This window comes from Streptomyces sp. NPDC030165, assembly GCF_055573595.1.
The window spans coordinates 388,566-414,145 of record NZ_JBVIBD010000005.1; the positions used below are offsets into that span (position 1 = coordinate 388,566).

The 25,580-nt window shown below is 70.9% G+C and carries 20 protein-coding genes and 2 riboswitches; of the genes, 11 read left to right on the forward strand and 9 right to left on the reverse strand.

The genetic code is table 11. From position 1 onward, the window contains the following. Positions 1-30 precede the first annotated feature (30 nt). From vioC to vioD, 3 genes are read right to left on the reverse strand one after another with little or no spacing between them, the layout of a single operon-like run. Positions 31-1,059, reverse strand: a complete 1,029-nt coding sequence (gene vioC, locus ACZ4Z1_RS12725) for an arginine beta-hydroxylase, Fe(II)/alpha-ketoglutarate-dependent (protein WP_468486576.1) — start codon at positions 1,057-1,059, stop codon at positions 31-33. Between the two features lie 56 nt (positions 1,060-1,115). Then, positions 1,116-2,960: a non-ribosomal peptide synthetase gene (locus tag ACZ4Z1_RS12730; protein WP_468486577.1), complete on the reverse strand. Its 1,845-nt coding sequence runs from the start codon at positions 2,958-2,960 to the stop codon at positions 1,116-1,118. After that, positions 2,957-4,129, reverse strand: a complete 1,173-nt coding sequence (vioD, locus tag ACZ4Z1_RS12735; protein ID WP_468486578.1) for a capreomycidine synthase — start codon at positions 4,127-4,129, stop codon at positions 2,957-2,959. Before vioD ends, ACZ4Z1_RS12730 begins: the two co-directional genes overlap by 4 nt. A 154-nt stretch (positions 4,130-4,283) precedes the next feature. Here vioD and ACZ4Z1_RS12740 point away from each other — a divergent pair, with 154 nt between their 5' ends. Further along, positions 4,284-5,207, forward strand: coding sequence for a macrolide 2'-phosphotransferase (locus ACZ4Z1_RS12740; protein ID WP_468486579.1), 924 nt, complete (start codon positions 4,284-4,286; stop codon positions 5,205-5,207). Positions 5,208-5,457: 250 nt separating this feature from the next. Here the strand turns inward: ACZ4Z1_RS12740 and ACZ4Z1_RS12745 are convergent, their stop codons facing one another. The 5 genes from ACZ4Z1_RS12745 to gcvT form a co-directional block, all read right to left on the reverse strand. After that, a complete protein-coding gene (locus ACZ4Z1_RS12745; protein WP_468486580.1) occupies positions 5,458-6,840 on the reverse strand; it encodes an L-serine ammonia-lyase in 1,383 nt (460 codons plus the stop codon). Positions 6,841-6,963: 123 nt separating this feature from the next. Next, positions 6,964-8,694: an APC family permease gene (locus ACZ4Z1_RS12750; protein ID WP_468486581.1), complete on the reverse strand. Its 1,731-nt coding sequence runs from the start codon at positions 8,692-8,694 to the stop codon at positions 6,964-6,966. Between the two features lie 258 nt (positions 8,695-8,952). Then, on the reverse strand, positions 8,953-10,212 hold the full coding sequence (glyA, locus tag ACZ4Z1_RS12755) for a serine hydroxymethyltransferase (RefSeq protein ID WP_468486582.1): 1,260 nt from the start codon (positions 10,210-10,212) through the stop codon (positions 8,953-8,955). Between the two features lie 55 nt (positions 10,213-10,267). Beyond that, positions 10,268-10,642 carry a glycine cleavage system protein GcvH gene (gene gcvH / locus ACZ4Z1_RS12760; RefSeq protein ID WP_365839675.1) on the reverse strand — a complete coding sequence of 125 codons (375 nt, stop codon included), beginning with the start codon at positions 10,640-10,642 and terminating at the stop codon, positions 10,268-10,270. 88 nt (positions 10,643-10,730) lie between these two features. Then, entirely contained in the window at positions 10,731-11,858 is a 1,128-nt protein-coding gene (gcvT, locus tag ACZ4Z1_RS12765; RefSeq protein WP_468486583.1) for a glycine cleavage system aminomethyltransferase GcvT, read from the reverse strand. 31 nt (positions 11,859-11,889) lie between these two features. After that, positions 11,890-11,998: riboswitch (glycine riboswitch) on the reverse strand. After that, positions 11,999-12,094: riboswitch (glycine riboswitch) on the reverse strand. A gap of 250 nt (positions 12,095-12,344) precedes the next feature. Here gcvT and ACZ4Z1_RS12770 point away from each other — a divergent pair. Then, on the forward strand, positions 12,345-13,097 hold the full coding sequence (locus ACZ4Z1_RS12770) for an AAA family ATPase (protein WP_468486584.1): 753 nt from the start codon (positions 12,345-12,347) through the stop codon (positions 13,095-13,097). Between the two features lie 183 nt (positions 13,098-13,280). On the opposite strand, the gene ACZ4Z1_RS12775 is transcribed toward ACZ4Z1_RS12770, so the two are convergent. Continuing rightward, entirely contained in the window at positions 13,281-14,090 is an 810-nt protein-coding gene (locus ACZ4Z1_RS12775; RefSeq protein ID WP_468486585.1) for a hypothetical protein, read from the reverse strand. 235 nt (positions 14,091-14,325) lie between these two features. Between ACZ4Z1_RS12775 and ACZ4Z1_RS12780 the strand changes: the two genes are divergently transcribed. The 9 genes from ACZ4Z1_RS12780 (at position 14,326) to ACZ4Z1_RS12820 (ending at position 25,489) form a co-directional block, all read left to right on the forward strand. Further along, positions 14,326-15,123 (forward strand): enhanced serine sensitivity protein SseB, encoded by a 798-nt coding sequence (locus tag ACZ4Z1_RS12780; protein WP_468486680.1) that lies wholly within the window; start codon positions 14,326-14,328, stop codon positions 15,121-15,123. Positions 15,124-15,283: 160 nt separating this feature from the next. Then, positions 15,284-16,090 carry an enhanced serine sensitivity protein SseB C-terminal domain-containing protein gene (locus ACZ4Z1_RS12785; protein WP_468486586.1) on the forward strand — a complete coding sequence of 269 codons (807 nt, stop codon included), beginning with the start codon at positions 15,284-15,286 and terminating at the stop codon, positions 16,088-16,090. Between the two features lie 652 nt (positions 16,091-16,742). Beyond that, positions 16,743-17,741 carry an ABC transporter permease gene (locus ACZ4Z1_RS12790; RefSeq protein ID WP_468486587.1) on the forward strand — a complete coding sequence of 333 codons (999 nt, stop codon included), beginning with the start codon at positions 16,743-16,745 and terminating at the stop codon, positions 17,739-17,741. Between the two features lie 70 nt (positions 17,742-17,811). Then, positions 17,812-19,560 (forward strand): ABC transporter substrate-binding protein, encoded by a 1,749-nt coding sequence (locus ACZ4Z1_RS12795; protein WP_468486588.1) that lies wholly within the window; start codon positions 17,812-17,814, stop codon positions 19,558-19,560. 77 nt (positions 19,561-19,637) lie between these two features. Continuing rightward, positions 19,638-20,648: an ABC transporter permease gene (locus ACZ4Z1_RS12800; protein ID WP_468486589.1), complete on the forward strand. Its 1,011-nt coding sequence runs from the start codon at positions 19,638-19,640 to the stop codon at positions 20,646-20,648. Continuing rightward, the gene (locus ACZ4Z1_RS12805) at positions 20,645-21,847 is read left to right on the forward strand and encodes an ABC transporter ATP-binding protein (RefSeq protein WP_468486590.1); all 1,203 of its coding nucleotides are present in this window, start codon (positions 20,645-20,647) and stop codon (positions 21,845-21,847) included. Before ACZ4Z1_RS12800 ends, ACZ4Z1_RS12805 begins: the two co-directional genes overlap by 4 nt. Then, positions 21,844-22,920: an ABC transporter ATP-binding protein gene (locus ACZ4Z1_RS12810; protein ID WP_468486591.1), complete on the forward strand. Its 1,077-nt coding sequence runs from the start codon at positions 21,844-21,846 to the stop codon at positions 22,918-22,920. Before ACZ4Z1_RS12805 ends, ACZ4Z1_RS12810 begins: the two co-directional genes overlap by 4 nt. A 225-nt stretch (positions 22,921-23,145) precedes the next feature. Further along, the gene (locus tag ACZ4Z1_RS12815) at positions 23,146-23,955 is read left to right on the forward strand and encodes a class I SAM-dependent methyltransferase (RefSeq protein WP_468486592.1); all 810 of its coding nucleotides are present in this window, start codon (positions 23,146-23,148) and stop codon (positions 23,953-23,955) included. 130 nt (positions 23,956-24,085) lie between these two features. After that, the gene (locus ACZ4Z1_RS12820; protein ID WP_468486593.1) at positions 24,086-25,489 is read left to right on the forward strand and encodes a M1 family metallopeptidase; all 1,404 of its coding nucleotides are present in this window, start codon (positions 24,086-24,088) and stop codon (positions 25,487-25,489) included. The last annotated feature ends 91 nt before the right edge of the window (positions 25,490-25,580 follow it).

A 25,580-nucleotide genomic window follows, 5' to 3' on the forward strand; every position in this document is an offset into this window, starting at 1 on the left:
GGAGTGTTGCGGAGGTGTGCCCACGTGCCCCTAGCCGATCAGCCGGGAGTCGGCCGAGGCCCGCATCTCGCGGGACTTGCGCAGGTCGCTGGTGACGTTGATGCGCTTGAGCCAGCGGTCGCTGCCGTCGTAGCGCGCCCGGAAGGGCACGCGACCGTGCACGGCCAGATGGTTGTTGACGCACAGCACGTCTCCCTGGCGCAGGACGACGTTGCCGAGCGCCCGGTCCACCACCTCCGTGACGGCCTGGAGCGCCTCCTGGGCGTGCGGGTCGTCGTCCGGGACCTCCATGAAGTACGGGTCGAGCCGGAGGTACGGGGCACGGCGCGAGCCGTACAGCACGGCGACGCGCTCCCGGTTGCTGATCAGTCGCTCGATGCTGGCGAACCGTTCGGCGGCCTCGGCGTCGTCGGACGTCGAGTTGTTCTTGGGGAGGTGGGACTCGTCGGGAGCGATGTAGAAGCGCTTGCCGAAGAGCGTGTCGACGTGCTCGGGCGAGAGGGCGGACAGGTCCAGCTCGCCGACGGTCGTCGCGACGTCGTCCGGGTTGCGCAGGGCGGACAGCAGCAGGTAGTCGCCACGGTACGGATGAAAGGCGTCCTCGATGTGCCAGGTGAGCAACTCGGAGCTCCCCGTGCCGAGTTGCTCGTGGTCGTGGCCCTTGACCGGGAAGACGTCGTGGACGAGCCGCCCGTCCTGCTGGGTGGCCCAGCCGAACGGCTCGCCGACGACGGCCCCGTACAACAGGAGCAGGATCTCTTCGGGGAACTCCGGCCCGGGGCGTTTCCGGTCGCGCCAGTGCTGAGGAGTGGTGCCGATCCGCTCGCTGTCGATGCGGTGGCCGCTGAGCACGCAGTAGCCGCTGGCCTCCTCCAGCGCGAAGCTGCGCAGGAACCTGCGGGTTCGCTCGGGCAACCGGGCGCCCAGGAAGGGCAGGTCGAATATCAGTTCCGGATCCTCCGGCGAGGTGTACCTCCGGGACAGCTCGATCGCCAGGTCGGCGGAGATCTCTGCTTCCCTCGCCGTCAGCTTCAGCACGTTTCGGGTTGCGGTGTGCACGGCTCTGGGTCCTTTCGCGGGGGCCCCGGGGGTGTCCGCCGGGACGGGTCGGTGCGTCAGCGGTGGCCGGAGAGGTGCTCGGCGAGCTGTCGGGGGGTGGGGCGGTCGAAGAGCGCGCTGACGCGCAGTGCGGCGGCCGCGGGCAGATCCGTGCGCAGCTCGCTCACCAGGCGCATGGCCAGGATCGACTGTCCGCCGTGGGCGAAGAAGTCGTCGTCGGGGCCCAGCGCGGGTGCCTGGAGCACGGTGCGGAACCGGTCCAGCACGGTGGTCAGTGCGCCGTTGGTGTCCTGTGTGGCCGAGGCGGACACGGCTGCGGGCGCCTGCTCGCCGGCGGTGGCGCAGAGCGCGGCGAGCGCTGCCGTGTCGATCTTCCCGTGCGGGTTCTTGGGAAGCGCGGCGACCCAGTACAGCCGGGTGGGGACGGCCCACTCCGGCAGGGCCGCGGCGACCGGGCGTACGGCACGCCGCCGCCGCTCGCCGGTCAGCGGGCGGACGGTGCCGGGCGCGGGGCGCATCGCGGGGTCGGCCGGGACCAGGCAGGCCGTCAGGGAGCTGCCGTCCACGGGGTCGAGCAGGACCACCGCTTGGGCGACGTCCGCGCCGTCGGCCAGGGCGCGTTCCACGGCCGGGGCCTCCAGCCGGTGCCCGCGCACCTTGAGTTGGGCGTCGTCGCGGCCCAGGAACACGAGGTTGCCGTCGGGCAGGAAGCGCCCGAGGTCCCCGGTCGTATACGTCCGGGCGCCGGGCATGCGGTCGTGCGGGTCGGTGCGGAAGCGCCGGGCGGTCTGCTCGTCGTCGTCCAGGTAGCCCCGCGCCAGCGATGGTCCGGCGATATGGATCTCACCGGTCTCGCCCCGAGGCAGCACCCGACTGTCGCGGCGCACGGTGACCGTGGCGTTGGCCAGGGGGATTCCGATGGGCACCTCGTCGGCGTCCTCGGGCAGTCGGCCGGTGTAGAGAGTGGAGGTCACGGTGCACTCGGTCAGCCCGTACACATGGACCAGTGCGGCTGACTGGCGCCGTTGCCATGCGCGGTAGGCGGCGGGGTCCATACGCTCGCCGCCGACGAGCACCGCGCGCAGTGCGGGCGGCGTCGTGCGGCTGGTCGCGTCGAGCCAGCGGGCGTACTCGCGCCAGTACTGGGTGGACAGCTCCACCACGGTGGCCGCACTGTTGTGCAGGGCCCGGTGCAGGTCCTCCGGTTCCAGGGGCCGGGTGTGCGGGCGGCACACGACGGCGCCGCCGGCGGCGAGCACCGGGAAAACCTCCTCGATCACCACGTCGAAGCCGAGGGAGGCGACCTGGAACCAGCGGTCGGACGGGGTGAGGGCCAGGCGCTCGCGGAGAGCGTCGGCGAAGCCCGCCAAGGCGCCACGCTCGATCAGGGTGCCCTTGGGACGGCCGGTGGAGCCGGAGGTGAACAGGATGTACGCGAGTCGGCCGGCGTCGCGCGCGCCCGCGCGGGGCCGGGCGGCGGGCGGCGCCGGGTCCAGGCCCGCCACCTCCAGCCGGGGGGTGCCGTGAGGCAGCGGTGCCCCGGCACCATCAGCCCGGTGCAGCCAGACCGTCGCGTCGACGCGACGGACGAGGTCCTCGCGCAGTCCGGGCGGCAGCCCGTCCTCCAGGACGGTGAACGCCGCGCCGGCCTTGAGCGCGGCCAGCATGCCCAGAACGGCGTCGCGGGGCCGGTCGAGGGCCAGGCCCACGACGGCTTCGGGTCCCGCCCCGGCTGCTGCGAGGCGCGCGGCGAGGGCCTCGGCGCGGGCGTCGGCGGTGCGGTACGTCCAGGCGTCCTCGCCCTCCAGCAGGGCGGGGGCGCCGGGGCGCAGCCGGACGTGGTGGTCCCAGCGGTCCAGGAAGTCCGCGGAGGGCGGGAGGCCCGCGAGTGCGCGGTTCATCGTCCGCTCCCTCGGCCCCGGGCGCCCAGGAACTGGGAGAGCCTGTCCAGTCCCTGGCGGAACTCGTCCTCGGCACCGCCGAAGCCCAGCCGCACGCCGTCGGGGCGGTCGAAGGCCGTGCCGGGTACCAGCAGTGTCCCGTACTGGTCCAGCAGGTCGAGGCAGAAGCGCTCGGTGTCATCGACGCCGGGCAGGCCCAGCAGTGCGCACACGCCGCCCTGTGGGCGCTGCCAGGTCACCGCGCCGGCGTGCTGGGCAGCCCACGCGTCGAGCAGCGCCAGGTTACGGGCCGCCTGCTGGGCCCGGGGTCCGATCAGCCGCGGCGCGGCACGCATCGCGTGCAGGGCGATGCGCTCGACGAGGGGCGACAGGAACAGGGTCGTGCGGTCGCGCAGCGGGAACGTGCGCGCGATCAGATCAGGTTCGGCGATGCACCAGCCGAAGCGGAGTCCGGGCAGTCCGAACGCCTTGGAGAACGTGCCGTAGGAGATGGTGTGCGGATAGCTCAGTGTGGGATCGGGCAGTACTTCCGTGCCGTGCGTGATTTCCGCGAAGGCTGCGTCCCACACCAGTAACGCGCCGGTCTCAGCCACCCGATCCAGGAATTGTGCGTACCCGGCAGGGGAAAGCGTGCAGCCCGTGGGGTTGTGTGGAAAATTCACCACGACGGCTTTGGTGCCAGGGGCGATGACCGAGCGCAGCACGTCGTCGGGAAAGGCGCCTTCGGACAGCCGGGCCAGGGGCAGCGTCCGTATCTCGCATCCCTTTTCCTGGGCGAAATGACCCAGTGAATGGTAGATGGAGTCGGGCAGTACCACGCGGTCACCGGGGGCCAGCAGGCTGCCCAGAGTGAGCGCGATGGCCTCGCTCGACCCGTGGGTCACCATGACATGGTCGGAGCGCCCGGCCGTGTACCGGTCGGCGATTGCTTGCCGCAGCTCAGGGGAGCCCTGCGAGGTGCTGTCGTCCATGACGACACCGTCCAGCTCCGCCTGCTCGATGTCGGCTATGCGGCGCAATTCGGAAAATGAATAGGGCTGGACGCCGCTGGAACTGATGTCGAATTCAGCTTTGTCGAGGTTCCGCCGGTACCACTCCTCCAGTATGGGTGGGCCCGGCGGACTAATCACTGCGCCGTCGTTGATTACGCGCGACAAGTTCAGCTCCATGATGGGTAGCAGCAAAGCGGGCAGTGGTTGCGCTACTGGGAAGCGAACCCCAGCGGTGTGGCGGTCCGCAAGCATGCCTGGGCGAAAGTGAGTCGACATTTCGCCGGATGGAAACTTGGTTCGGACACGTTTCCGCGCGGGCACTTTCGCAGCCATGGATGGGATACCGCTGAGCGTTCCGCGGATGTTGGACCGCGCCGCCGTGCACGGCATCGCGATACGTGGCGATACGGCGGCCGTGGACGAGACGGGCTGGGACTTCCGGGTCGTGCACGGCACGGACACCCAGGGCCGGCGGTGGATCCTGCGCAGTCCGCGTCGTGCCGAGGTGGTCGGCCCCGCGGCGGTCGAAGCCCGGCTGCTGCGCCTGCTGCGCGCGCGGCTGCCGACCCGGCTGCCGCACTGGCACGTCCACGAGCCGGAGTTCATCGCCTACCCGAGGCTGCCGGGTTCCCCTGCCGGGGCCGAGGACGCGCAGACGCTGCGCTACACATGGGCGATCGACCCGTGCGCCCGCGGGGCCGATTACCCCGACGCCCTCGCCCGCGTGCTGGCCGCCTTGCACGCGGTGCCCCCGCAGGTGGCAACGGCGGCAGGCGTGCGGCACGTCCCGGCGGCCCGCTCGCGGGAGCATGCGGCCCGCCAACTGGACGACGCGCGGGCCGCGTTCGGCCTTTCGGCGGCACGCTGCCGGGATTGGCAGCGGTGGCTGGCGGACGACGACGCGTGGCACGCCGACCCGGTGCTCGTGCATGGGGACGTGCATCCCGGGCACACCCTGGTGGCTCGGTCAGCGGACGGCGGCGGACGCCTCACCGGGCTGCTCGACTGGACCAATGCCCGGGTCGACGACCCCGCCCTCGACTTCGTCGATCAGTACTACGCCGGGGGACCGGCCGTACTGGACGCGCTCCTGGACGCCTACCGACGGCACGGCGGCCGGGTGCGCCCCCGGATGCGCGATCACATCGTGGCTCGTGCCGGATTCCTCTGGATCCACGTGTCCCTGCTGGGCCTGCGCACCGGTCGCCCGCACCTTGTGCACACGGCTGTCGGCCATCTGCGGAGCACCGGCTGAGCGCACGGACCCGTACGGCGCCTCTCGTCAGGCGACGCGGGGGACCGTCCGAGTCGGGCAACCGTAAGATTTCCGTCTCCTCCGTGCCCTGCGTTCCGGCGGGTCGGAGGGGGGAGGGTCGCCTGAGGGGGCGCGCAGATCTGATCGTGTCCGGTCGTGTCCGGTTCCGTCTGACGCACTCCCGCCGAGTGGACAGGGAAGGCCCTGACAGCGTCGCAAGAAGCAAAACCGCTGAACAGGGCCCATTCCCTCAGCACTCGATGATGTTCACCGCAAGCCCACCCCGAGCCGTCTCCTTGTACTTCACGCTCATGTCCGCTCCCGTGTCCTTCATCGTCTTGATGACCTTGTCGAGGGAGACATGGTGGCGCCCGTCGCCGCGCAGGGACATGCGGGCGGCGGTGACGGCCTTGACCGCGGCCATGCCGTTGCGTTCGATGCACGGGATCTGGACGAGGCCGCCGACCGGGTCGCAGGTCAGGCCGAGGTTGTGTTCCATGCCGATCTCGGCCGCGTTCTCGACCTGCTCGGGGGTGCCGCCGAGGACCTCGGCGAGGCCGCCCGCCGCCATGGAGCAGGCCGAGCCGACCTCGCCCTGGCAGCCGACCTCGGCGCCGGAGATGGAGGCGTTCTCCTTGAAGAGCATGCCGATGGCGGAGGCGGCGAGCAGGAAGCGGACCACGCCGTCCTCGTCCGCGCCGGGCACGAAGTTGATGTAGTAGTGCAGGACGGCGGGGATGATGCCGGCCGCACCGTTGGTGGGGGCGGTGACGACCCGGCCGCCGGCCGCGTTCTCCTCGTTGACGGCCATCGCGTAAAGGGTGGTCCACTCCATGGCGTGCGCTTCGGGGCTGCCCTCGGCACGCAGGGCCCGGGCGCCGTTGGCCGCGCGGCGGCGGACCTTCAGACCGCCGGGCAGGATGCCCTCGCGGGACATGCCGCGGGACACGCATGCCCGCATGACCTGCCAGATCTCCAGCAGCCCGGCGCGGATCTCGTCCTCCGTGCGCCATGCCTTCTCGTTCTCCAGCATGAGGGAGGAGATGGACAGGCCGGTCTCGCGCGAGAGGCGCAGCAGCTCGTCGCCGGTGCGGAAGGGGTACTTGAGGACCGTGTCGTCGAGCTTGATGCGGTCCTCGCCGACCGCGTCCTCGTCGACGACGAAGCCGCCGCCGACGGAGTAGTAGGTCTTCTCCAGCAGCGGGGCGCCGGCCGCGTCGTACGCGAAGAGGGTCATGCCGTTGGCGTGGTACGGCAGGGAGCGGCGGCGGTGCAGGATCAGCTCGGTCGACTCGTCGAAGGCGATCTCGTGGTCGCTGCCTATCTCCGCGCCGAGCAGCCGCAGCCGCCCGCTCTTGCGGATCCGCTCGACCTCGTCGTCGGCCGTCTCCACGTTCACGGTGCGGGGCGAGTGGCCTTCCAGGCCGAGCAGGACGGCCTTGGGGGTGCCGTGGCCGTGGCCGGTGGCGCCGAGCGAGCCGAAGAGCTCGGCGCGTACCGCCGTCGTCTGCGCGAGCAGGCCGTCTTTCTTGAGCCGCCCGACGAACATCCGGGCGGCGCGCATCGGGCCGACCGTGTGGGAGCTGGACGGGCCGATGCCGATGGAGAAGAGGTCGAAGACGGAGATGGCCACGGTGGCGGACTCCCTTGTCTGCTCGTGGTGGACGGTGGAGCAAATGGAGCTGAAGGGGCGGACGAAACGGAAGGTACGTTTCTGCGCCGACTGTCGAGCCTAACCCGGACGGCGGACAGACTCTCAGACGGAGGCCGTCGGACGGCTGTCTTCCGGCGCAACGGCAGAAGACGCAGGGGAGCCGGCCCGGGTGTCGAGTACGGAATCGCTCCCGGCGTCGAGTACGGGATCGGCCCCGAAACGGGTACCGGCACCGGTACCCACCGCCGGGTCCGCCCCGGTCAGCCCCGCCTCGTGCGCGCGAACCCCGGCGCGCACGGCCCGGAAGTAGAAGGCGACGGCGGAGAGTGCGACGAGGGCGATGTCCAGACCGCCCGGGATGACGCCGTGGCCGCCGAAGTCCGGGCTGCCGAGCGCGGAGACCGCGGACATCCAGGCCAGGAAGCCGACCAGCCACCAGGCGGGCGCGAACTGCCTGCGCAGATCCGTTTCCCCGCGGCGCCGCAGCACCACCGCCGCGACCGGCGCGGCGATCAGCGTCAGCAGCGCGACCTTGCCGGTGTCCGGCCACTTCGACCAGTACAGCGCGCACGCCGCGAAGGCGAAGGTGACGGGGCACAGCACCGCGGCCGCGGGCAGCCGGAACGGGCGCGGCAGCTCCGGCCTGGTCCGCCGGAAGACGCCCACCGCGATCGGGCCGATCAGGTACGAGATGACCATGGCCGCCGAGATCACGCTGGCCAGCGCGTTCCAGCTGTGGCCGACGGTGACCAGCAGCAGCACCGAGAAGGCCAGGTTGAGCCACATCGCGGGCCGGGCGGTGCCGTACCGGGGGTGCACGGCGGCCAGCTTCTTGGGGAAGAAGCCGGTCTCGGCGAGGTTCTGGACCATGTACGCGGCGGACGCGACGTTGGCGATGTTGGAGCCGGCCGGCGAGATGAAGGCGCCGAACTGGAGCATCGTGACGACCCAGTGCAGCATCAGCACCTTGGCCAGGTCGGCGAAGGGCGAGCTGAAGTTCACGCCGTGCCAGCCGCCGGCCTGCGCCAGCTGCTCCGGCGGTACGGCGCCGAGGAACGCGGTCTGCAGGGCCAGGTAGATCACCAGGCCCAGCGAGAGCGCGCCGACCAGCGCGACCGGAATGGCCCGGCCGGGGTTCTTCGCGGCGCCGCCCAGGTTGACCACGGCCTGGAAGCCGTTGAAGGCGAAGACCACGCCGCAGGTGGTCACGGCCGTCAGCACGGCCGGCCAGCCGTACGGGGCGAAGCCGCCGTGCGCGGTGAAGTTCGTGGTGTGGAAGCCGGAGGCGATCAGCGCGGCCACGGCCAGCACCGGGATCGCGAACTTCACCAGCGTCAGGACCGTGTTGGCGCGGGCCAGCAGCTGGACCGACCAGTAGCAGGTCAGCCACAGCGCGAAGGTCAGCAGCAGCGCGACGCCGCTCCCGGTCGGGGTCAAATGGTTGGTGGCCGGGTCGACCAGGTCCTGCGCCCAGCCGAAGCTCCAGGAGGACATGTACTGGGTGGCGGCGATGGACTCGATCGGGATCAGTGAGGCGACCGCGATCCACACCGCCCAGCCGGTCAGGAAGCCGAGCACCGGGCCGTGCGAGAGGTGACCGTAGCGGGCCATGCCGCCGGGGATCGGGTACGCGGCGCCGACCTCCGCGTAGGACATCGCGATCATGCCGATGAAGACGGCGCCGATGACCCAGGCGACCAGCGCGGCGGGGCCCGCCACCTGGGCGGCGGAGCCGGCGCCGAAGAGCCAGCCGGAGCCGAAGATCGAACCGATGCCGATCATGGTCAGGGCGAAGAGGCCGATCCCCTTGCGGTTGCCCGCGCTCATGTCCATTGCCGTGCGTTTTCCGTCCTGCTGTGGTGCGAAGGGCCCCGCGTCGTTGGAGGGCCGTTCTCAGCCTATGGGGCGGAAAATCACCGTAAGGCAGACGGAAAGGCCGTACGCCCGAGGTCAACGACCCCGGGCGCACGGCCTGTTCACCCCGCGGACGCCGCCTCGGCGGCACTTTTCGGGGCGTACTTCATGAAACGCGTCACACGGCTGGAGCGGACGTGCCACAGAGGCACGCGACCACCGGCCGTGTGGCGCGGGTCACAGCGACGGGTACAGCGGGTGCTTGCCGGCCAGGGTGGTGACCCGGGCCTTGAGCGCGTCGGCGTCGTACGACGGCTTGAGCGCCTCGGCGATGATGTCGGCGACCTCGCGGAAGTCCTCCGCCTGGAAGCCGCGGGTGGCCAGCGCCGGGGTGCCGATCCGCAGGCCCGAGGTGACCATCGGGGGGCGCGGGTCGTTCGGGACGGCGTTGCGGTTGACCGTGATGCCGACCTCGTGGAGGCGGTCCTCGGCCTGCTGGCCGTCCAGCTCGCTGTTGCGCAGGTCCACCAGGACCAGGTGCACGTCGGTGCCGCCGGACAGCACGGAGACGCCGTGCTCGGTGATGTCGGACTGCGTCAGGCGCTCGGCGAGGATGCGCGCGCCGTCCAGGGTGCGCTGCTGGCGCTCCTTGAACTCCTCGCTCGCCGCGACCTTGAAGGACACCGCCTTCGCCGCGATGACGTGCTCCAGCGGGCCACCCTGCTGACCGGGGAAGACCGCCGAGTTGATCTTCTTGGCGAGCTCCTGGGTGGACAGGATCACACCGCCGCGCGGACCGCCGAGGGTCTTGTGCGTGGTCGTGGTCACGACGTGGGCGTGCGGCACCGGGTTGGGGTGCAGCCCGGCCGCCACCAGACCGGCGAAGTGCGCCATGTCGACCATCAGGTACGCGCCGACCTCGTCGGCGATCCGGCGGAACGCCGCGAAGTCCAGCTGGCGCGGGTACGCCGACCAGCCGGCCACGATGAGCTGCGGGCGGGTCTCCTTGGCCAGGCGCTCGACCTCGCCCATGTCGACCTGACCGGTCTCGTCGTCGACGTGGTAGGGCACCACGTTGTAGAGCTTGCCGGAGAAGTTGATCTTCATGCCGTGGGTCAGGTGCCCGCCGTGCGCGAGGTTCAGACCCATGATCGTGTCGCCCGGCTTGAGCAGCGCGAACATCGCGGCGGCGTTGGCCTGCGCGCCGGAGTGCGGCTGCACGTTCGCGGCCTCGGCGCCGAACAGCGCCTTGATGCGGTCGATGGCGATCCGCTCGACCACGTCGACGTGCTCGCAGCCGCCGTAGTAGCGGCGGCCCGGGTAGCCCTCGGCGTACTTGTTGGTGAGGACCGAGCCCTGGGCCTCCATGACGGCGGCGGGGGCGAAGTTCTCCGACGCGATCATTTCGAGGGTGGACTGCTGACGGTGGAGCTCGGCGTCGACGGCGGCGGCGACGTCGGGGTCGAGCTCGTGGAGGGAGCTGTTCAGAAGCGACATGACTCTTCCTGGGGTTCGCGGGGCGCACGGCCCCGCCGGGCGGCGGGTGGGCGGATCAGCCGGTGAAGGCGGTGTACTCGTCGGCCGAGAGCAGGTCGTCCGGCTCGCCGCTGACCTTCACCTTGAACAGCCAGCCACCCTCGAACGGGGCGGTGTTCACCAGCGAGGGGTCGCTCACGACGTCCTCGTTGATCTCCGTGACCTCGCCGTCGACGGGGGAGTAGAGATCGCTGACGGACTTGGTCGACTCCAGCTCACCGCAGGTCTCGCCCGCCGTGACCGTGGCGCCGACCTCCGGAAGCTGCACGAAGACGACGTCGCCGAGCGCGTTGGCGGCGTGCTCGGTGATACCGATCGTCGAGACGCCCTCCTCGGCGGCCGACAGCCACTCGTGCTCCTTGCTGTAGCGCAGCTGCTGGGGGTTGTTCATGACTTGATTCTCCTGGATGCGGTGGCGTGCTCGGTGCAGGGGTCTTGGCAGGTGAGACGGACGTGCGTCCGAGACGGAGGTACGTGCGTCACTTCTGGCGCTTGTAGAAGGGCAGCGCCACGACCTCGTACGGCTCATGGGTGCCACGGATGTCCACCGCCACACCGGCGGTGCCGGGCGCGGCGTGCGCGGCGTCCACGTACGCCATGGCGACGGGCTTGCCGAGGGTGGGCGAGGGGGCGCCGGAGGTGACCTCGCCGATGACGGCGCCGTCCGGGCCCACGACCGGGTACCCGGCGCGCGGCACGCGGCGGCCCTCGGCGATCAGCCCGACCAGCTTGCGCGGCGGATTGGCCTCGGCCCGGTCGCGGGCGGCCTCCAGGGCGGCGCGGCCCACGAAGTCGCCGCCGTTCGTCGTCTTCTCGAACTTCACGACCCGGCCCAGGCCCGCGTCGAACGGGGTGGTGTCGGTGGTCAGCTCGTGCCCGTACAGCGGCATGCCCGCCTCCAGGCGCAGCGTGTCCCGGCAGGACAGCCCGCACGGCACCAGGCCCGCATCCTTGCCCGCCTCGGTCAGCGCCTCCCAGAGGGCGGCCGCGTCCGCCGGGCGGACGAACAGCTCGAAACCGTCCTCACCGGTGTATCCCGTACGGGCGATCAGCGCCGGGACGCCGGCGACGGTGCCGGGCAGCCCGGCGTAGTACTTCAGGCCGTCCAGGTCGGCGTCCGTGAGGCCCTTGAGGATGCCGGGGGACTCGGGGCCCTGGACGGCGAGCAGCGCGTACGCGTCCCGGTCGTCGCGGACCCCGGCGTCGAAGTTGCTCGCCCGCTCGGTGAGCGCGTCCAGCACGACCTGCGCGTTGGAGGCGTTGGCGACGACCAGGTACTCCGTCTCGCCGAGGCGGTAGACGATCAGGTCGTCCAGGATGCCGCCCTCGGCGTCGCAGATCATGGTGTAGCGGGCGCGGCCGACGGCGACACCGCCGATGTTGCCGACCAGCGCGTAATCCAGCAGGTCGGCGGCGCCGGGGCCGGTGACGGTGATCTCGCCCATGTGCGAGAGGTCGAACAGGCCGGCGCGGGTACGGACGGCGACGTGCTCGTCACGCTCGCTGCCGTAACGCAGCGGCATGTCCCAGCCGGCGAAGTCGGTCATGGTCGCGCCGAGCGCGCGATGCGTCGCGTCCAGCGCGGTGCGGCGGGGGGCTTCGGTCATGGTGTGGCTCCCGGGCATGGGTGACAAGACGGTCTCCCCATCTGTCATCGGAACCTGAGAGGTTCACCGGAAGGCCGTGACCGGTCCCGGTTTGCACCTTGGGTGGAGCCACACCACGGCGGCCCGCTTTTCAGATCTGCCTCGCCCGCGCGGTATCGGGGCCTGAGAGATTCAAGGGAGGACTTGCTCCTTCGGCGCCCCGCCGTGACGGCCGGGGACTCTCCCGCGCGGATTCAAGCGGCCGGTATGGAGTTGGCTGAGCGTGGCACCCGTACGCGGACGCACACGTGGTGTGCGGTCCGGCACTTGGCGCGCACATCATCGCACGGGATGGCCGGATACAGGAGCCCTGCCCGTACCGGTGTTCGCAGGGGTGTCACGACAGTGTCCTGGGACTGTACGAATCGTGGGATTTCCTTGAAGCGCATTACCTTTTCTTGACACTCTGCGGGTAAGGGGACCACACCGGACCGGGAGGGGATCACGGTGCACAGGCAGGCCGCACTCGCGACAAGTCCGGGAGGCGCGCCCCCGGGCTGTGTCCCGGAGCCGGCTCCCGCCGTCGTGCCGGGGTCCCGGCGGCTGCCGCTCGGGGTGGTCCGCCCCGGCCGGGCACGGGCCGCGACGGCGGACGCGCCGACGACGGACGTCGTCGACCTCAGGGACCGGCGTGCCCCGCGCGAGGCGACCGGGCTGCACTTCGCGGCGGGCGACCTGGTGGTGGTCTCCGGCCTGCCGGGCAGCGGCAAGAGCACGCTCATGCTCCGGGTGGTGCCCGCCCACGACCGGCAGGGCGCCGCCGTGCACCGCATCGACTCGCAGGAGGTACGGGAGCGCTGGGAGCGCGGCAGGCTGCGCCGGCTTCCGTACGCGCTCTACCGGCCGCTGGTCCGGGCCTCCCACTACCTGGGGCTGCGGCGGGCGCTGCGCTCCGGCGGCAGCGTGGTGGTGCACGACTGCGGCACGCTGGCGTGGGTGCGCCGCTGGCTCGCGCGCGAGGCCCGGCGCGGCGGGCGCGGCCTGCACCTGGTGCTGCTGGACGTACCACCCGAGGTCGCGCTGTCCGGGCAGCGCTCGCGCGGACGCGGAGTCTCCGGTTACGCCTTCGCCCGGCACCGGCGCGCGGTGCGACGGCTGGCCGCCCGTGCCCGGGCGGCCCGGCTCCCGGCGGGTTTCACCTCGGCCGTGCTGCTGGACCGGCCGGCGGCGGGAGCGCTGCGGGAGCTCGTCTTCGAGTGAGGCGCCGTCTTCGAGGCGGGCCGGAGCCCGTCCGTCCGCCGTACCGTTCGTCGAGTTCAGCCCCGGAATGCCGGATACCTGACGGGCCGTACGGAATGTCCCGTACGGCCCGTCAGGGCCGGTCCTACCCCAGGCATATCTCCCGCATCCGCGCCTCCTCCGGACGCTCGGTACCGGGCCGATCTAGAGGCCCAGGGCCTTGATCAGCACGCTCGGCAGCGAGAGCACCGAGGTGACCAGCGAGCCGACACCTTGCTGCTGCGGCGCCGCGGCGGGCTGCTGACGCTGCGCGTCCGCAGCGGGCTGTGGGTCGGCGGCCTGCTGGGCGTCACCGGTCTGCTGGGTGCCGTCGGCCGGCTGCGGGTCGCTGGTCGGCGCCTTCGGCTGGGCGGCCGGCTGGTCGTCCGCCTCCTCCGTCCCGCCCGCCGGCTCCGCGGCGGGCCGGGCCGGCCGGTTGGCGGACTGGGCCGCGGGCTGGGCGGCGGGCTGGGTGGCCGGCTGCTGCTGGAGGCCGCCGAGGAGCTTGTCGATGCCCAGGATCTTGAAGATGTCGGTGACGGACCGGGAGACCGAGCCGCTCAGGCTCGCGGAGTCGGTGTCCTCTCCCGGCGCCGGGGCCCGGCGCTCGGACAGCTCGTACATCTGTGTACGCAGGTCCTGCGAGACCCGGCGCAGCCGGACCGAGTCGGCCGACACCGCGCGGTCGGAGTCCTCGTTCAGCATGTCCGCCAGCCGCTGCGCGTCCTGCAGAACCGTGTCCAGGCGGGTGCGGGCGGCCCTGACCTCCACGGAGTGGCCGCGGTCGTCGGCCGTCTTCTCGGCCAGCTCGGTCGATGCGTCCGCCAGCCGGCCGATGTCGTCGACGATGATGCTGTGGTTGCGGACCGGGGGTTTGGGTTCTTCGGCCGCGGTCGCGGAGCCCACGACGCCGAAGGCGAGGGCGCCGGCAGTGGTGGCGCAGACGAGGGCGGAGGCGGTCCGGTGCGTTGCCATCAGGAGACGTGCCTTTCTGTAGGAACGGCAGGGCAAGATCACCCTGGAGCCACCTTCGGAGCGGTGTGCACGGTCCGCAACCGCTCGCGCGCGTTCGGTGGTCATCCGGACGCACCAGGGCTCCTCCCGTCTGCTGGCGTTAGGGTCGTCGACCAGGTAAAGCGCCGACGAGCAGCTGTACGAGCAGCCGTACGAGCGGTACGCGGTACGCATGGTGACGAGCGGACGGGTGGACATGGACTTTCCGGAGCAGGGCATTCCGCGGCTGGAGTGGCCCGCCAACGAGCTGGAGGAGGTGCTCGCCGCCTCGGTGGGTCACCCCGGTGCGGGCGCCCGCATCGTCGAGGTGCTGGGCCGCAGCCGGATATGGGTGCCGCTGCCCAAGGGCGGCGGCCCGGAGAGCGCGGGGATGGGCCGCACGGGCCTGGACCTGCCCACCGTCGAGATCGGCTCGGCCGCGTACGTCCCCGTCTTCAGCTCCGAGCAGGAGTTCCAGCGGGTGGCCGGACCGCACCTCTCCTTCACCGTCGCGCCGGCCGCCGAGTTCGCGCGCGGCCTGCCGCCGCTGATCGGCATCGCCGTCAACCCGGAGGGCACGGTCGGCGTGCCGCTGCCGCCGGACGCGGTGGCCGAGCTGTGCCGGACCGGCCGCCCGGACCTGCCCGGGGCGCCGAGCGGCGCCCGGGTCCGGCTGTTCGAGCCGGACTGGCAGGAGGAGCCGGTGGACTTCCTGGCCGCGGCCGGGCTGGAATTCTCGTCGGCGGGCTTCGTGGTCACCGCACGCCGCGCGCTGGCCAGCGTCGAGGGGGACGCGCCCACGCTGTTCGTCGGCGTCCAGGTGGACGCGGCGGCCGTCGCGCCGCACGACCCGGCCGTACGGGACGCGGTGACCGCCGGCCTCGGGCGGGCCCTCGGCGGGACACCGCTGACCTGGCCCGTCCAACTGGTCATGCTGGACCTCGCGCAGGGCGACCCGGTCGCCGACTGGATGCTGGAGCGGGTCCGGCCCTTCTACTCCCGCGACGTCGCCTGAGAGCCTGTGCCCCCCGGTGCCCCCGCGCGCCCGGAGTGCTCCTTTCCGTGACCGCAAGCGGCGTGTGCTGATCCGACCGGGGTCCGGACGCAGGCTCTAAGCTGTTGTTGCAACCGGCGGGCGTACCCCACGTGCCTGCCGACAGGAAGGGACGGACCACGTGAGCGCGGGTGCGCATCAGGGAGCGGCTGCCGGGCAGGTCGAGCAGATGCTGCAGCAGGTCTCGCCCGGCCGGTACGACGCCTACGAGGCGTTGCTGCAGGCACTCGCCGCCGGCCAGGTCTGGATGCTGCTCTGGCACGGCCAGGCCGGTTCGCCCGATGCGCAGTACGGCAACATGGAGGTCGACGGCCTCGGCTACGCGCCGTGCGTGACCTCCGCCCCCGAGCTCGCCGCCAGCGGCTGGAACCGTGCCCACGAGGTCGTCTACGGGCGGGACATCGCGGCCACCCTCTTCCCCGACCGCTGGGGCCTGTGGCTCAACCCGCACGCCCCCGGCGGCGGCGTCGGCATCCCGTGGCTGGACCTGCGGCGCATCGCGGGCGGCCTGGACCGGCTGCCGGCCGGCCCGCTGCGGATCACCGAACCGGCCATCGAGATCCCTCAGTTCTACGCCCTGCTGGGGCAGAACGCGCACCGCACGCCCGCGGTGCGTTCCCTGCGCCGGGCCTGGGTGCAGCCGGCGCTGGGCGCCCCGTACCTGGCCATCGGCCTGGACCTGTACGACACGGGCCAACCGGCCGTGGACTCGGTGCGGTTGATGATCCAGCAGTCCATCGGCGCGGTGCCGGAGGGGCTGCCCGTCTCGACGGTCGCGATGAACGACGAGTACGACCCGGTCGGCATGTGGATGCGGGCCAACGCGCGGCCGTTCTTCGACCGGGACGCCTACGCGGCGGGCCCGGTGCCCGCGCCCGCCCCGGCTCCCGCCCCGGCGTACGGCTACGGCTACCCGCGCCCGTACTGACCCTTCCGTACCGTCCCGCCCCTTCCGCGTCGTTTCCGCCCCTTCCGGGGCCCCGCGGACGCCGGGGCCCCGGGGTCGGCGGGCTCGCGGTATGGGGGCCGCGCGCCTATGAGGGCAAATCGAACGGACGCGTTCCCCCAGCAGGGGGTTACCCGGTGGGGGTGAGCCGGAACCGTGCCGCGCCCACGCCGTGCCCACCGCTTACCGGCCCGAAATGGCCGCTCACGCCCGCAAGTTGACCACCGCGAACCCTCGTGCGACCCGCTCAGTCAGGGCCGGTGTCCGCATAACGGAAGCCCGTGGGCTACATCACAGTTGCGCATCCATTCCCGGCCAGGGCTGGTGAGTGATCGCGAATCGGATGAAGACTCCCGCAGCAGAGGGCTTCGGCCCTGTGTACGAGATGCACCGCTCGTCGTCGCGTGACGTTCCGCGACGCCTGTTCCGCCTGCAACATCCGTAAGACCTGCAACACCTGTACCCGCAACGACCGCAGTCCACGCATCAGTTGCTCCAGCTGTTCCAGAGTTCTCCCAGTTGCATCACCAGCACCATTCGCACCAGAGCACCGCTCGCACCAGTGATGTGAACCAGGCCGCTGACCGCGGCGCGCATGGGCCGGCGGCGCCGGCCGAGAGGGGTCAAAGGCACCGTGACCGCACCGATCGAGACCACCGGGGCGGCTGCCGAAGCGCAGCCGGAAGCGGTGCTGCAAGGCGTCGAGAGCAAGAAGATCGAAGGACGCTCGCTCGGCCAGATCGCCCTGCTGCGCTTCAGGCGCGACAAGGTCGCGGTAGCGGGTGCCATCGTTGTCATCCTGCTCGTCGTGATCGCGGCGCTCTCCCGGCCGATCCAGTCCTGGCTGGGCCTGGACCCCAACAGCCCCCACCAGGACCTCATCGACCCCAACACCACGCTGCCCAAGGGCGACCTCGGCGGGATGAGCCTGGACCACCCGCTCGGCGTGGACCCGAAGTTCGGCCGCGACCTGCTCGCGCGGGTACTGGAGGGCTCCTGGGTCTCGCTGATCGTGGCGTTCGGCGCGACGCTGCTGTCGGTGGCCATCGGCACCGTGCTCGGCGTGGTGGCCGGCTTCTACCGGGGGCGGGTGGACGCGCTGATCAGCCGGCTGATGGACGTCTTCCTGGCGTTCCCGCTGCTGCTGTTCGCCATCGCGATCTCGGCCTCGCTCCAGGGCGGCGCCTTCGGGCTCGAAGGGCTGCCGCTGCACATCTCGGTCCTGATCTTCGTGATCGGTTTCTTCAACTGGCCGTACATGGGCCGGATCGTGCGGGCCCAGACGCTCTCGCTGCGCGAGCGGGAGTTCGTGGACGCCGCGCGCGGCATGGGAGCCCGCGGCCCGTTCATCCTCTTCAGGGAGCTGCTGCCCAACCTGGTGGGCCCGATCATCGTCTACTCGACGCTGCTGATCCCCTCCAACATCCTCTTCGAGGCGGCGCTGAGCTTCCTGGGCGTCGGTATCCAGCCGCCCCAGGCGTCCTGGGGCGGGATGCTCAACCAGGCGGTCAAGTACTACGAGGTCGACCCGCAGTACATGCTCGTCCCCGGCCTCGCGATCTTCGTCACCGTGCTGGCGTTCAACCTCCTCGGCGACGGCCTCAGGGACGCGCTGGACCCCCGCAGCCGCTGACACCGCCCGGGCCCGTACGCCCGGCAGCACCCACCCAAGTTTCCGACCAACGAAGGGGAAACCGACCATTATGCGAAGGTCAGTCCCGGTCGCAACGATCGCGGCCCTCACCAGTGCGGGCCTGTTGCTGTCCGGCTGCAGCGGCAAGAGTTCGGGCGGCGGTTCGTCGGAGGCGAACGCCGCCACCAAGGGCATCGTCAACGCCTCGGACGAGAAGGGCGGCACGCTCACGTACGCGATGAGCGACGCCCCCGAGTCCTACGACCCGGGCAACACGTACTACGCCTACGTCTGGAACTTCAGCCGCCTGTACGCGCGTCCGCTCACCACCTTCAAGCCGGGGCCGGGGCCCAAGGGCAACGAGCTGGTGCCCGACCTGGCGGAGTCGATGGGCAAGTCCAGCGACAACAACCAGACCTGGACATACAAGATCCGCAAGGGTCTGAAGTACGACGACGGCAAGCCGATCACCTCGAAGGACGTCAAGTACGCCGTGGAGCGCAGCAACTTCGCGCGCGACGTGCTCTCGCTCGGCCCGAACTACTTCCAGACGTACCTCAAGGACAACGAGGGCGGCTACAAGGGCCCGTACAAGGACAAGAACCCGGAGGGCCTGAAGTCCATCGAGACGCCGGACGACCAGACCATCGTCTTCCGCCTCAAGCAGCCCTTCGCCGAGTTCGACTACCTGGTCAGCGCCCCGCAGACGGCACCGGTGCCGCGGGCCAGGGACAAGGGCGCGGACTACACCAAGAACATCGCCTCGTCGGGCAGCTACAAGTTCGACACCTACGAGGAGGGCAAGAAGGTCGTCCTGGTCCGCAACCCCCACTGGTCGGCCAAGACCGACCCGCTGCGCAAGCAGCTGCCGGACAAGATCGTGCTGAACATGAAGGTCGCCCAGTCGACGATCGACAAGGACCTGAAGGCCGGCAACACGCACGTCGACATGGCCGGGCGCGGGGTGGACGCCCAGACCCAGGCCCAGCTCCTGACGAGCGCCAGGGAGAAGGCCAACACCGACAACGCGCTCGGCCAGCGCCTGTCCTACGTGGCGATCAACCCCAAGGTCGCGCCGTTCGACAAGGTGGAGTGCCGCAAGGCCGTGCAGCACGCGGTCGACAAGAAGGCCGTGCAGACCGCGCAGGGCGGGCCGATCCGCGGTGACATCGCCACCACCGTGCTGCCCACCGACCTCGACGGGTACCGGAAGTTCGACCTGTACCCGCAGAAGTACAACGGTGACGCCCTCGACCTGACCGAGGCCAAGAAGCAGTGGCAGGCGTGCGGCGCCGGCAACGTGAGCACCACGATCAGCGCCCGCAGCGACCGGCAGGACGAGGTGGACGCGGCGACCTCGGTGGTCGGCTCGCTGAAGAAGATCGGCATCGACGCCAAGATCCAGACGTACCCGAGCGGCAAGTACTTCTCGGACTACGCGGGCGTGCCGGAGTTCACCAAGAAGAACAACATCGGTCTGATGATGATGCAGTGGGGCTCGGACTACCCGACCGGCTTCGGTTACCTGAACCAGATCGTCAACGGCAAGGCGATCCAGAAGTCCGGCAACTCCAACCTCTCCGAGCTGGACGACGAGGCCATCAACAAGCTGCTCGACGACGCCATCGCCACCAGCGACAAGGCGCAGCGCGAGAAGGACTACGCGGAGATCGACAAGAAGACGATGGAGCAAGCGGTCATCGTCCCGCTGACCTACTTCAAGATCCTGCTGTACCGCTCGCCGAAGGCCACCAACCTGGTGTCCACCTCCGCCTACAGCGGTGAGTACGACTACCTCAACATCGGCGTCAAGAAGTAGCAGCCCCGGAAGGCAGGTGAAGGCATTGGTGTCCGCGGGCCGGCCGGTCCGGCCCGCGGCCCCGACGCCGCAGTCCCGTGTTCGCGTACATCATCCGCAGGTTGATCAGCGCTGTGATTCTGCTGCTGATCGTCAGCGCGGTCACCTTCGGCATCTTCTTCGTGCTGCCGAAACTGGCCGGACAGACCGCTGACCAGTTGGCCGCGCAGTACATCGGAAAGGCCCCATCGGCCGCGGACCTCGCCGCGGTGAAGAAGAACCTCGGCTTGGACAAGCCGGTCTTCGTACAGTACTGGGACTTCCTGAAAGGCATCTTCGCCGGGGTCGACTACAAGTTCGGCCCGGAAGCCGCCACATGCAACCGGCCGTGCTTCGGCTACTCCTTCAAGACCCACCTGGAGGTCTGGCCGGAGATCCAGACCCGGCTCCCGGTGACCGTCTCGCTGGCCGCCGGCGCGGCCGTCGTGTGGCTGGTCTCCGGCGTCGCCACCGGCGTGCTCTCCGCGCTGCGCCCGGGCTCGGTCTTCGACCGGGTGGCCATGAGCATCGCGCTGGCCGGCGTGTCACTGCCCATGTTCTTCACCGGCGCGCTGGCGCTGGCCCTGTTCACCTACCAGTGGCCGATCATCGAGCGCAGCGACTACGTACCGCTCTTCGAGGACCCCTTCATGTGGGCCCAGACGCTGGTGCTCCCCTGGATCACCCTGGCCTTCCTCTACTCCGCCCTCTATGCACGCCTGACCAGAGCGGGCATGTTGGAGACGCTGAGCGAGGACTACATCCGTACCGCGCGCGCCAAGGGTCTGGGCGAGCGCAAGGTCGTGGTGCGCCACGGCCTGCGTGCCGCGCTCACCCCGATCATCACGGTGTTCGGCATGGACGTGGGCCTGCTGCTCGGCGGTGCGCTCATCACCGAACAGGTCTTCTCCCTCAAGGGGGTCGGCGCGTTCGCCGTCGAGGCGATCAACGCCAACGACCTGCCGAACATCCTCGGCGTCACCTTGCTCGCCGCGTTCTTCATCGTCATATGCAACCTGGTGGTGGACGTTCTGTACGCCGCCGTCGACCCGCGGGTGAGGCTCTCGTGACCGACTCCCCAGACTCCACCGCCGGCCCGGGCGCCGGTGGCACCACCCCGGAGACCACCGCCCCGGACGGCACCACGGCCGGACCGCCCGCCGCCGCGACGGACCTGACGAAGACGGGCGCCGCGGTCGGCGAACCGGCCCCGGCCGGTTCGGGGGCGCCCACCGCCTTCCTCGAAGTGCGCGACCTGAAGGTGCACTTCCCCACCGACGACGGCATCGTGAAGTCCGTGGACGGCCTCTCCTTCACCCTGGAGAAGGGCCGCACCCTCGGCATCGTCGGCGAGTCCGGCTCCGGCAAATCCGTCACCTCGCTCGCCGTCATGGGCCTGCACCGGGCCTCCCGGCGGCAGCGCGCCAAGGTGGACATGTCGGGGGAGATCTGGCTGGACGGCAAGGAGCTGGTCGGCGCCGACCCGGACGAGGTGCGCCGGCTGCGCGGCCGCGAAATGGCGATGATCTTCCAGGACCCGCTGTCCGCGCTGCACCCGTACTACACGGTCGGCAACCAGATCGTCGAGGCGTACCGGGTTCACAACGACGTCGGCAAGAAGACCGCGCGCAAGCGGGCGGTCGAGATGCTGGACCGGGTGGGCATCCCGCAGCCCGACAAGCGGGTGGACGACCACCCGCACCAGTTCTCCGGCGGAATGCGCCAGCGCGCGATGATCGCCATGGCGCTGGTCAACAACCCCGAGCTGCTCATCGCCGACGAGCCGACCACCGCCCTGGACGTGACGGTCCAGGCGCAGATCCTCGACCTGATCCGCGACCTCCAGAAGGAGTTCGGCTCGGCGGTCATCATCATCACCCACGATCTGGGCGTGGTCGCCGAGCTCGCGGACCAGCTCCTGGTGATGTACGGCGGCCGGTGCATCGAGCGCGGCCCGGCGGAGAAGGTCTTCCACGAGCCGCAGCACCCCTACACCTGGGGCCTGCTCGGATCGATGCCGCGCATCGACCGGGAGCAGACCGAGCGCCTGATCCCGGTCAAGGGATCACCGCCCAGCCTGATCAACGTCCCCGGCGGATGTGCCTTCAATCCCCGCTGCCCGTACGCGGACGTCCCCAAGGACAACGTCACCCGCACGGTCCGCCCCGACCTGCGCGAGGCCGGCGGCGGCGGACACTTCGCCGCGTGCCACATGGCGCAGGAGGAGCGGGAGCGTATCTGGACCCAAGAGATTGCGCCGAAGCTGTGACCGAGACAGATGAGACCGGCGTCGCCGCCGGCACGACGGACGAGAGCGCCGACGCCGCGCCGCTGCTGAAGGTGCGCGGCCTGGTGCGGCACTTCCCGATCACCAAGGGCCTGCTCAAGCGGCAGGTGGGCGCGGTGCAGGCGGTCGACGGCATCGACTTCGACGTACGGCCGGGGGAGACCCTGGGCGTGGTCGGCGAGTCCGGCTGCGGCAAGTCGACGATGGGCCGGCTGATCACGCGGCTGGACGAGCCGACCGGCGGCCGCATCGAGTTCGAGGGCCGGGACATCACCCACCTGTCGTCGGGGCGGCTGCGGCCGATGCGCCGCGACGTACAGATGATCTTCCAGGACCCGTACGGCTCGCTGAACCCGCGGCACACCATCGGCGGCATCGTCGGCACTCCCTTCCGCCTCCAGGGCGTCGAGCCCGAGGGCGGGGTGAAGAAGGAGGTACAGCGGCTGCTGGAGCTGGTGGGCCTGAGCCCGGAGCACTACAACCGCTATCCGCACGAGTTCTCCGGCGGCCAGCGGCAGCGCATCGGCATCGCGCGGGCGCTGGCCCTCAAGCCCAAGCTGGTCGTTGCAGACGAGCCGGTCTCCGCGCTGGACGTCTCCATCCAGGCGCAGGTCGTCAACCTCATGGACGATCTCCAGGACGAACTGGGCCTGACCTACGTCATCATCGCGCACGACCTGTCCGTCATCCGGCACGTCTCGGACCGGATCGCGGTGATGTACCTCGGCAAGATCGTGGAGCTGGCCGACCGCAAGGCGCTGTACGAGGCGCCGATGCACCCGTACACCAAGGCGCTGCTGTCCGCCGTGCCGGTGCCCGACCCCAAGCGGCGCACCCAGCGCGACCGCATCCTGCTCACGGGCGACGTGCCCTCGCCGATCAACCCGCCCTCGGGCTGCCGGTTCCGTACCCGCTGCTGGAAGGCGACCGAGGTGTGCCAGACCACAGAACCCCCGCTGGTGGCACTGCGCAGCGGGCACAAGGTGGCCTGCCACCACCCGGAGAACGCGCCGGAGAGCGCCGGCGCGGGGGCCCCGGGGGCCGCGGGGAGCTGAGGCCGCACCGGAGGACGTGAGAGGCGCGGGGCCGGTACGGGGCGGGCGGGAACGCCGTCCGCGTACCGGCCCTCTCGCCTTCGCCACCGCCCTTGACCGGCCGGTTTTACCGACCATAGATTCAGCGGCGCCCCGGCGGCGCCCGCCGCGACAGCATCCGGGCGGCACCATCCGGGCGGCAGCCGCGCCGGTGCCCGCCGGCCGGTCCCATGGAGAGGTAGTGCCTTGTCCGCGCAGCACGAAGACCACGACGCCACGGCCACCGACCCCGCGCTGACCGCCTACGCGGCGGTGGCGGCGGACTACGACACCATCGTCGAGGACCCGTACCTGCTGCGCTGGGTCACCTTCTACCGCAAGCTCATCGAGCGGTACGGGCCGGCCGGCAAGCGGCTGCTGGACGCGGGGTGCGGCACCGGGCGCGGCACCTTCGCCCTGCGGGACCACCTGGGGTTCACGGTGACGGGCTGCGACCTCTCTCCGGAGATGATCGAGGCCGCCCGCGCCAAGCCGGAGGCGGCCGGCACCCCGTTCGTCGTCGCCGACCTGCGGGACATGCCGGGCCTCGGCTCCTTCGACGTCGTCACGTGCATGGGCGAGCCGCTGAGTTACCTGTCCGGTGAGGAGCTGGCGGCCGCGTTCGCGGGACTGGGCCGGCAGCTCGCGGACGGGGGTGTCGTGGTCTTCGACATGACCACGCTGGGCAGTTTCCGGCGTGACTACGCGGTGACCAAGGTCGTGGACCGGGACGGCCGGTTCGACGTGTGGCGGGGCGGGCCCGTACCGGTCGAACCGGACACGGTCGTGGACGTCACCCACGACTACTTCGCGCGCACCGGCGACGACTCATGGCGCCGGGTGTCCTCCCGGCACCTCTACCACCACCACTCCGACGCCACGGTGCGCCGCCGGCTGGCCGCCGGGGGCCTGCGCCTGATCGCGGCACACGGTGTGGAGGGCCGCAAGCTGACCGACACCCCGGACGAGGACGCCTGCCGCAAGATTCTCTACGTGGCCGGAAAGCAGTCCGGGTGAAGCGCCAACCGGTCTGACCGGTCTGAGTGGCATGACGAGTTGGCAAAGTCCGCCGTGAAGAGCGACAGAGGAGTGCAGAGTCGGCGCGGTTGTTCACCAGACGACATCCGTGTGTTCGAAGGGACGGCTCATGGCACTCTCCCGTTCAGCACGTCGCCCCGCTCGTCTGCTCCCGCTCGCCACGGCGGCGGCCGCCGCCTTCTCGATCGCCGCGGCCCCCGCCGCCGCGCCCGGCGCCCCGGGCGTCGGCGACCCGTACTTCCCGAACCTCGGCAACGGCGGCTTCGACGCCCTGCACTACGACCTCGGCGTCAGCTACCAGCCCGCCACCGGCCGCCTCGACGGCCGTACGGAACTGACCGCGCGCGCCACCCAGGACCTCAGCTCCTTCCACCTCGACCTGCAGAAGCTGGAGGTCACCTCGGTCGAGGTGGACGGCAGACGCGCGCGGTTCACCCGCTCCGGCGACGAGATCACCGTCACACCCAAGTGGCCGCTGGAAGAGGGTGAACGTTTCACCGTCGAGGTGGTCTACGGAGGCGTGCCGCTGCCGCTCAGCGGGCCCATCGTCTTCGGCTCGGACTACGGCTGGATGAAGACCGACGACGGAGTCTTCGTGGCCTGCGAGCCGAACGCCGCGTCCACCTGGTTCCCCTCCAGCGACCACCCGGGCGACAAGGCCACGTACGACATCCGCATCGACGCGCCCGAGGGGCTGACCGGCGTCTCCAACGGGCGGCTGGTGGACCGCTACGACGAGGACGGGCGCTCGTACTTCCACTGGCGCGAGCGCAAGCCGATGGCGACGTACCTGGCCACCGCCACGATCGGGAAGTTCGACGTGCGGACGGGCACCACCCCCGGCGGCGTCCCCGTCTACGTCGCCACCGACCCGAAGCTGCCGACCGGGACCGTCGACGTCTACGGCATCACCGCCGCCACCACCGACTACTTCTCGCAGGTCTTCGGCCCGTACCCGTTCGAGGAGACCGGCGCGATCGTCGACGACATGCCGCAGGCGGGCTTCTCCCTGGAGACCCAGACCAAACCGGTCTACTCGGCCGTCCGCAGCGAGACGACCATCGCCCACGAGGTCGCCCACCAGTGGTTCGGCGACTCCGTCACGCCCCGCGACTGGCGGCACATCTGGCTGAACGAGGGCTTCGCCTCGTACGCGCAGTGGCTGTGGGACGAGCACAAGGGCACCCGGACCGCCCACGACGCCTTCCGCGCGGCGTACGCGGCCCGGCCGGCCGAGTCGGACTTCTGGAAGGTGAGGATCGGCGACCCGCAGCGGGACACCATGTTCGCGCCGGCGGTCTACACGCGCGGCGCGATGACGCTCCAGGTGCTGCGCGAGCGGATCGGCGACCGGGCGTTCTTCAAGCTGCTGCCCGCGTGGACGAAGCAGCACCGCCACGGCAACGCGGACACCCGGCAGTTCGTCGCGCTGGCCGAGAAGGTCTCCGGACAGCGGCTCGGCGACCTCTTCCACACCTGGCTGGACACCACCGGCAAGCCGGCCCTGCCCTGACGCACCGGCGGGCCCGCGCGGCGCAGCCCTTCCGGCGCGCGGGCCCGCACCCGGGGCGCGACAGGTCATGTCACGTACCGTCGGAGGCGGT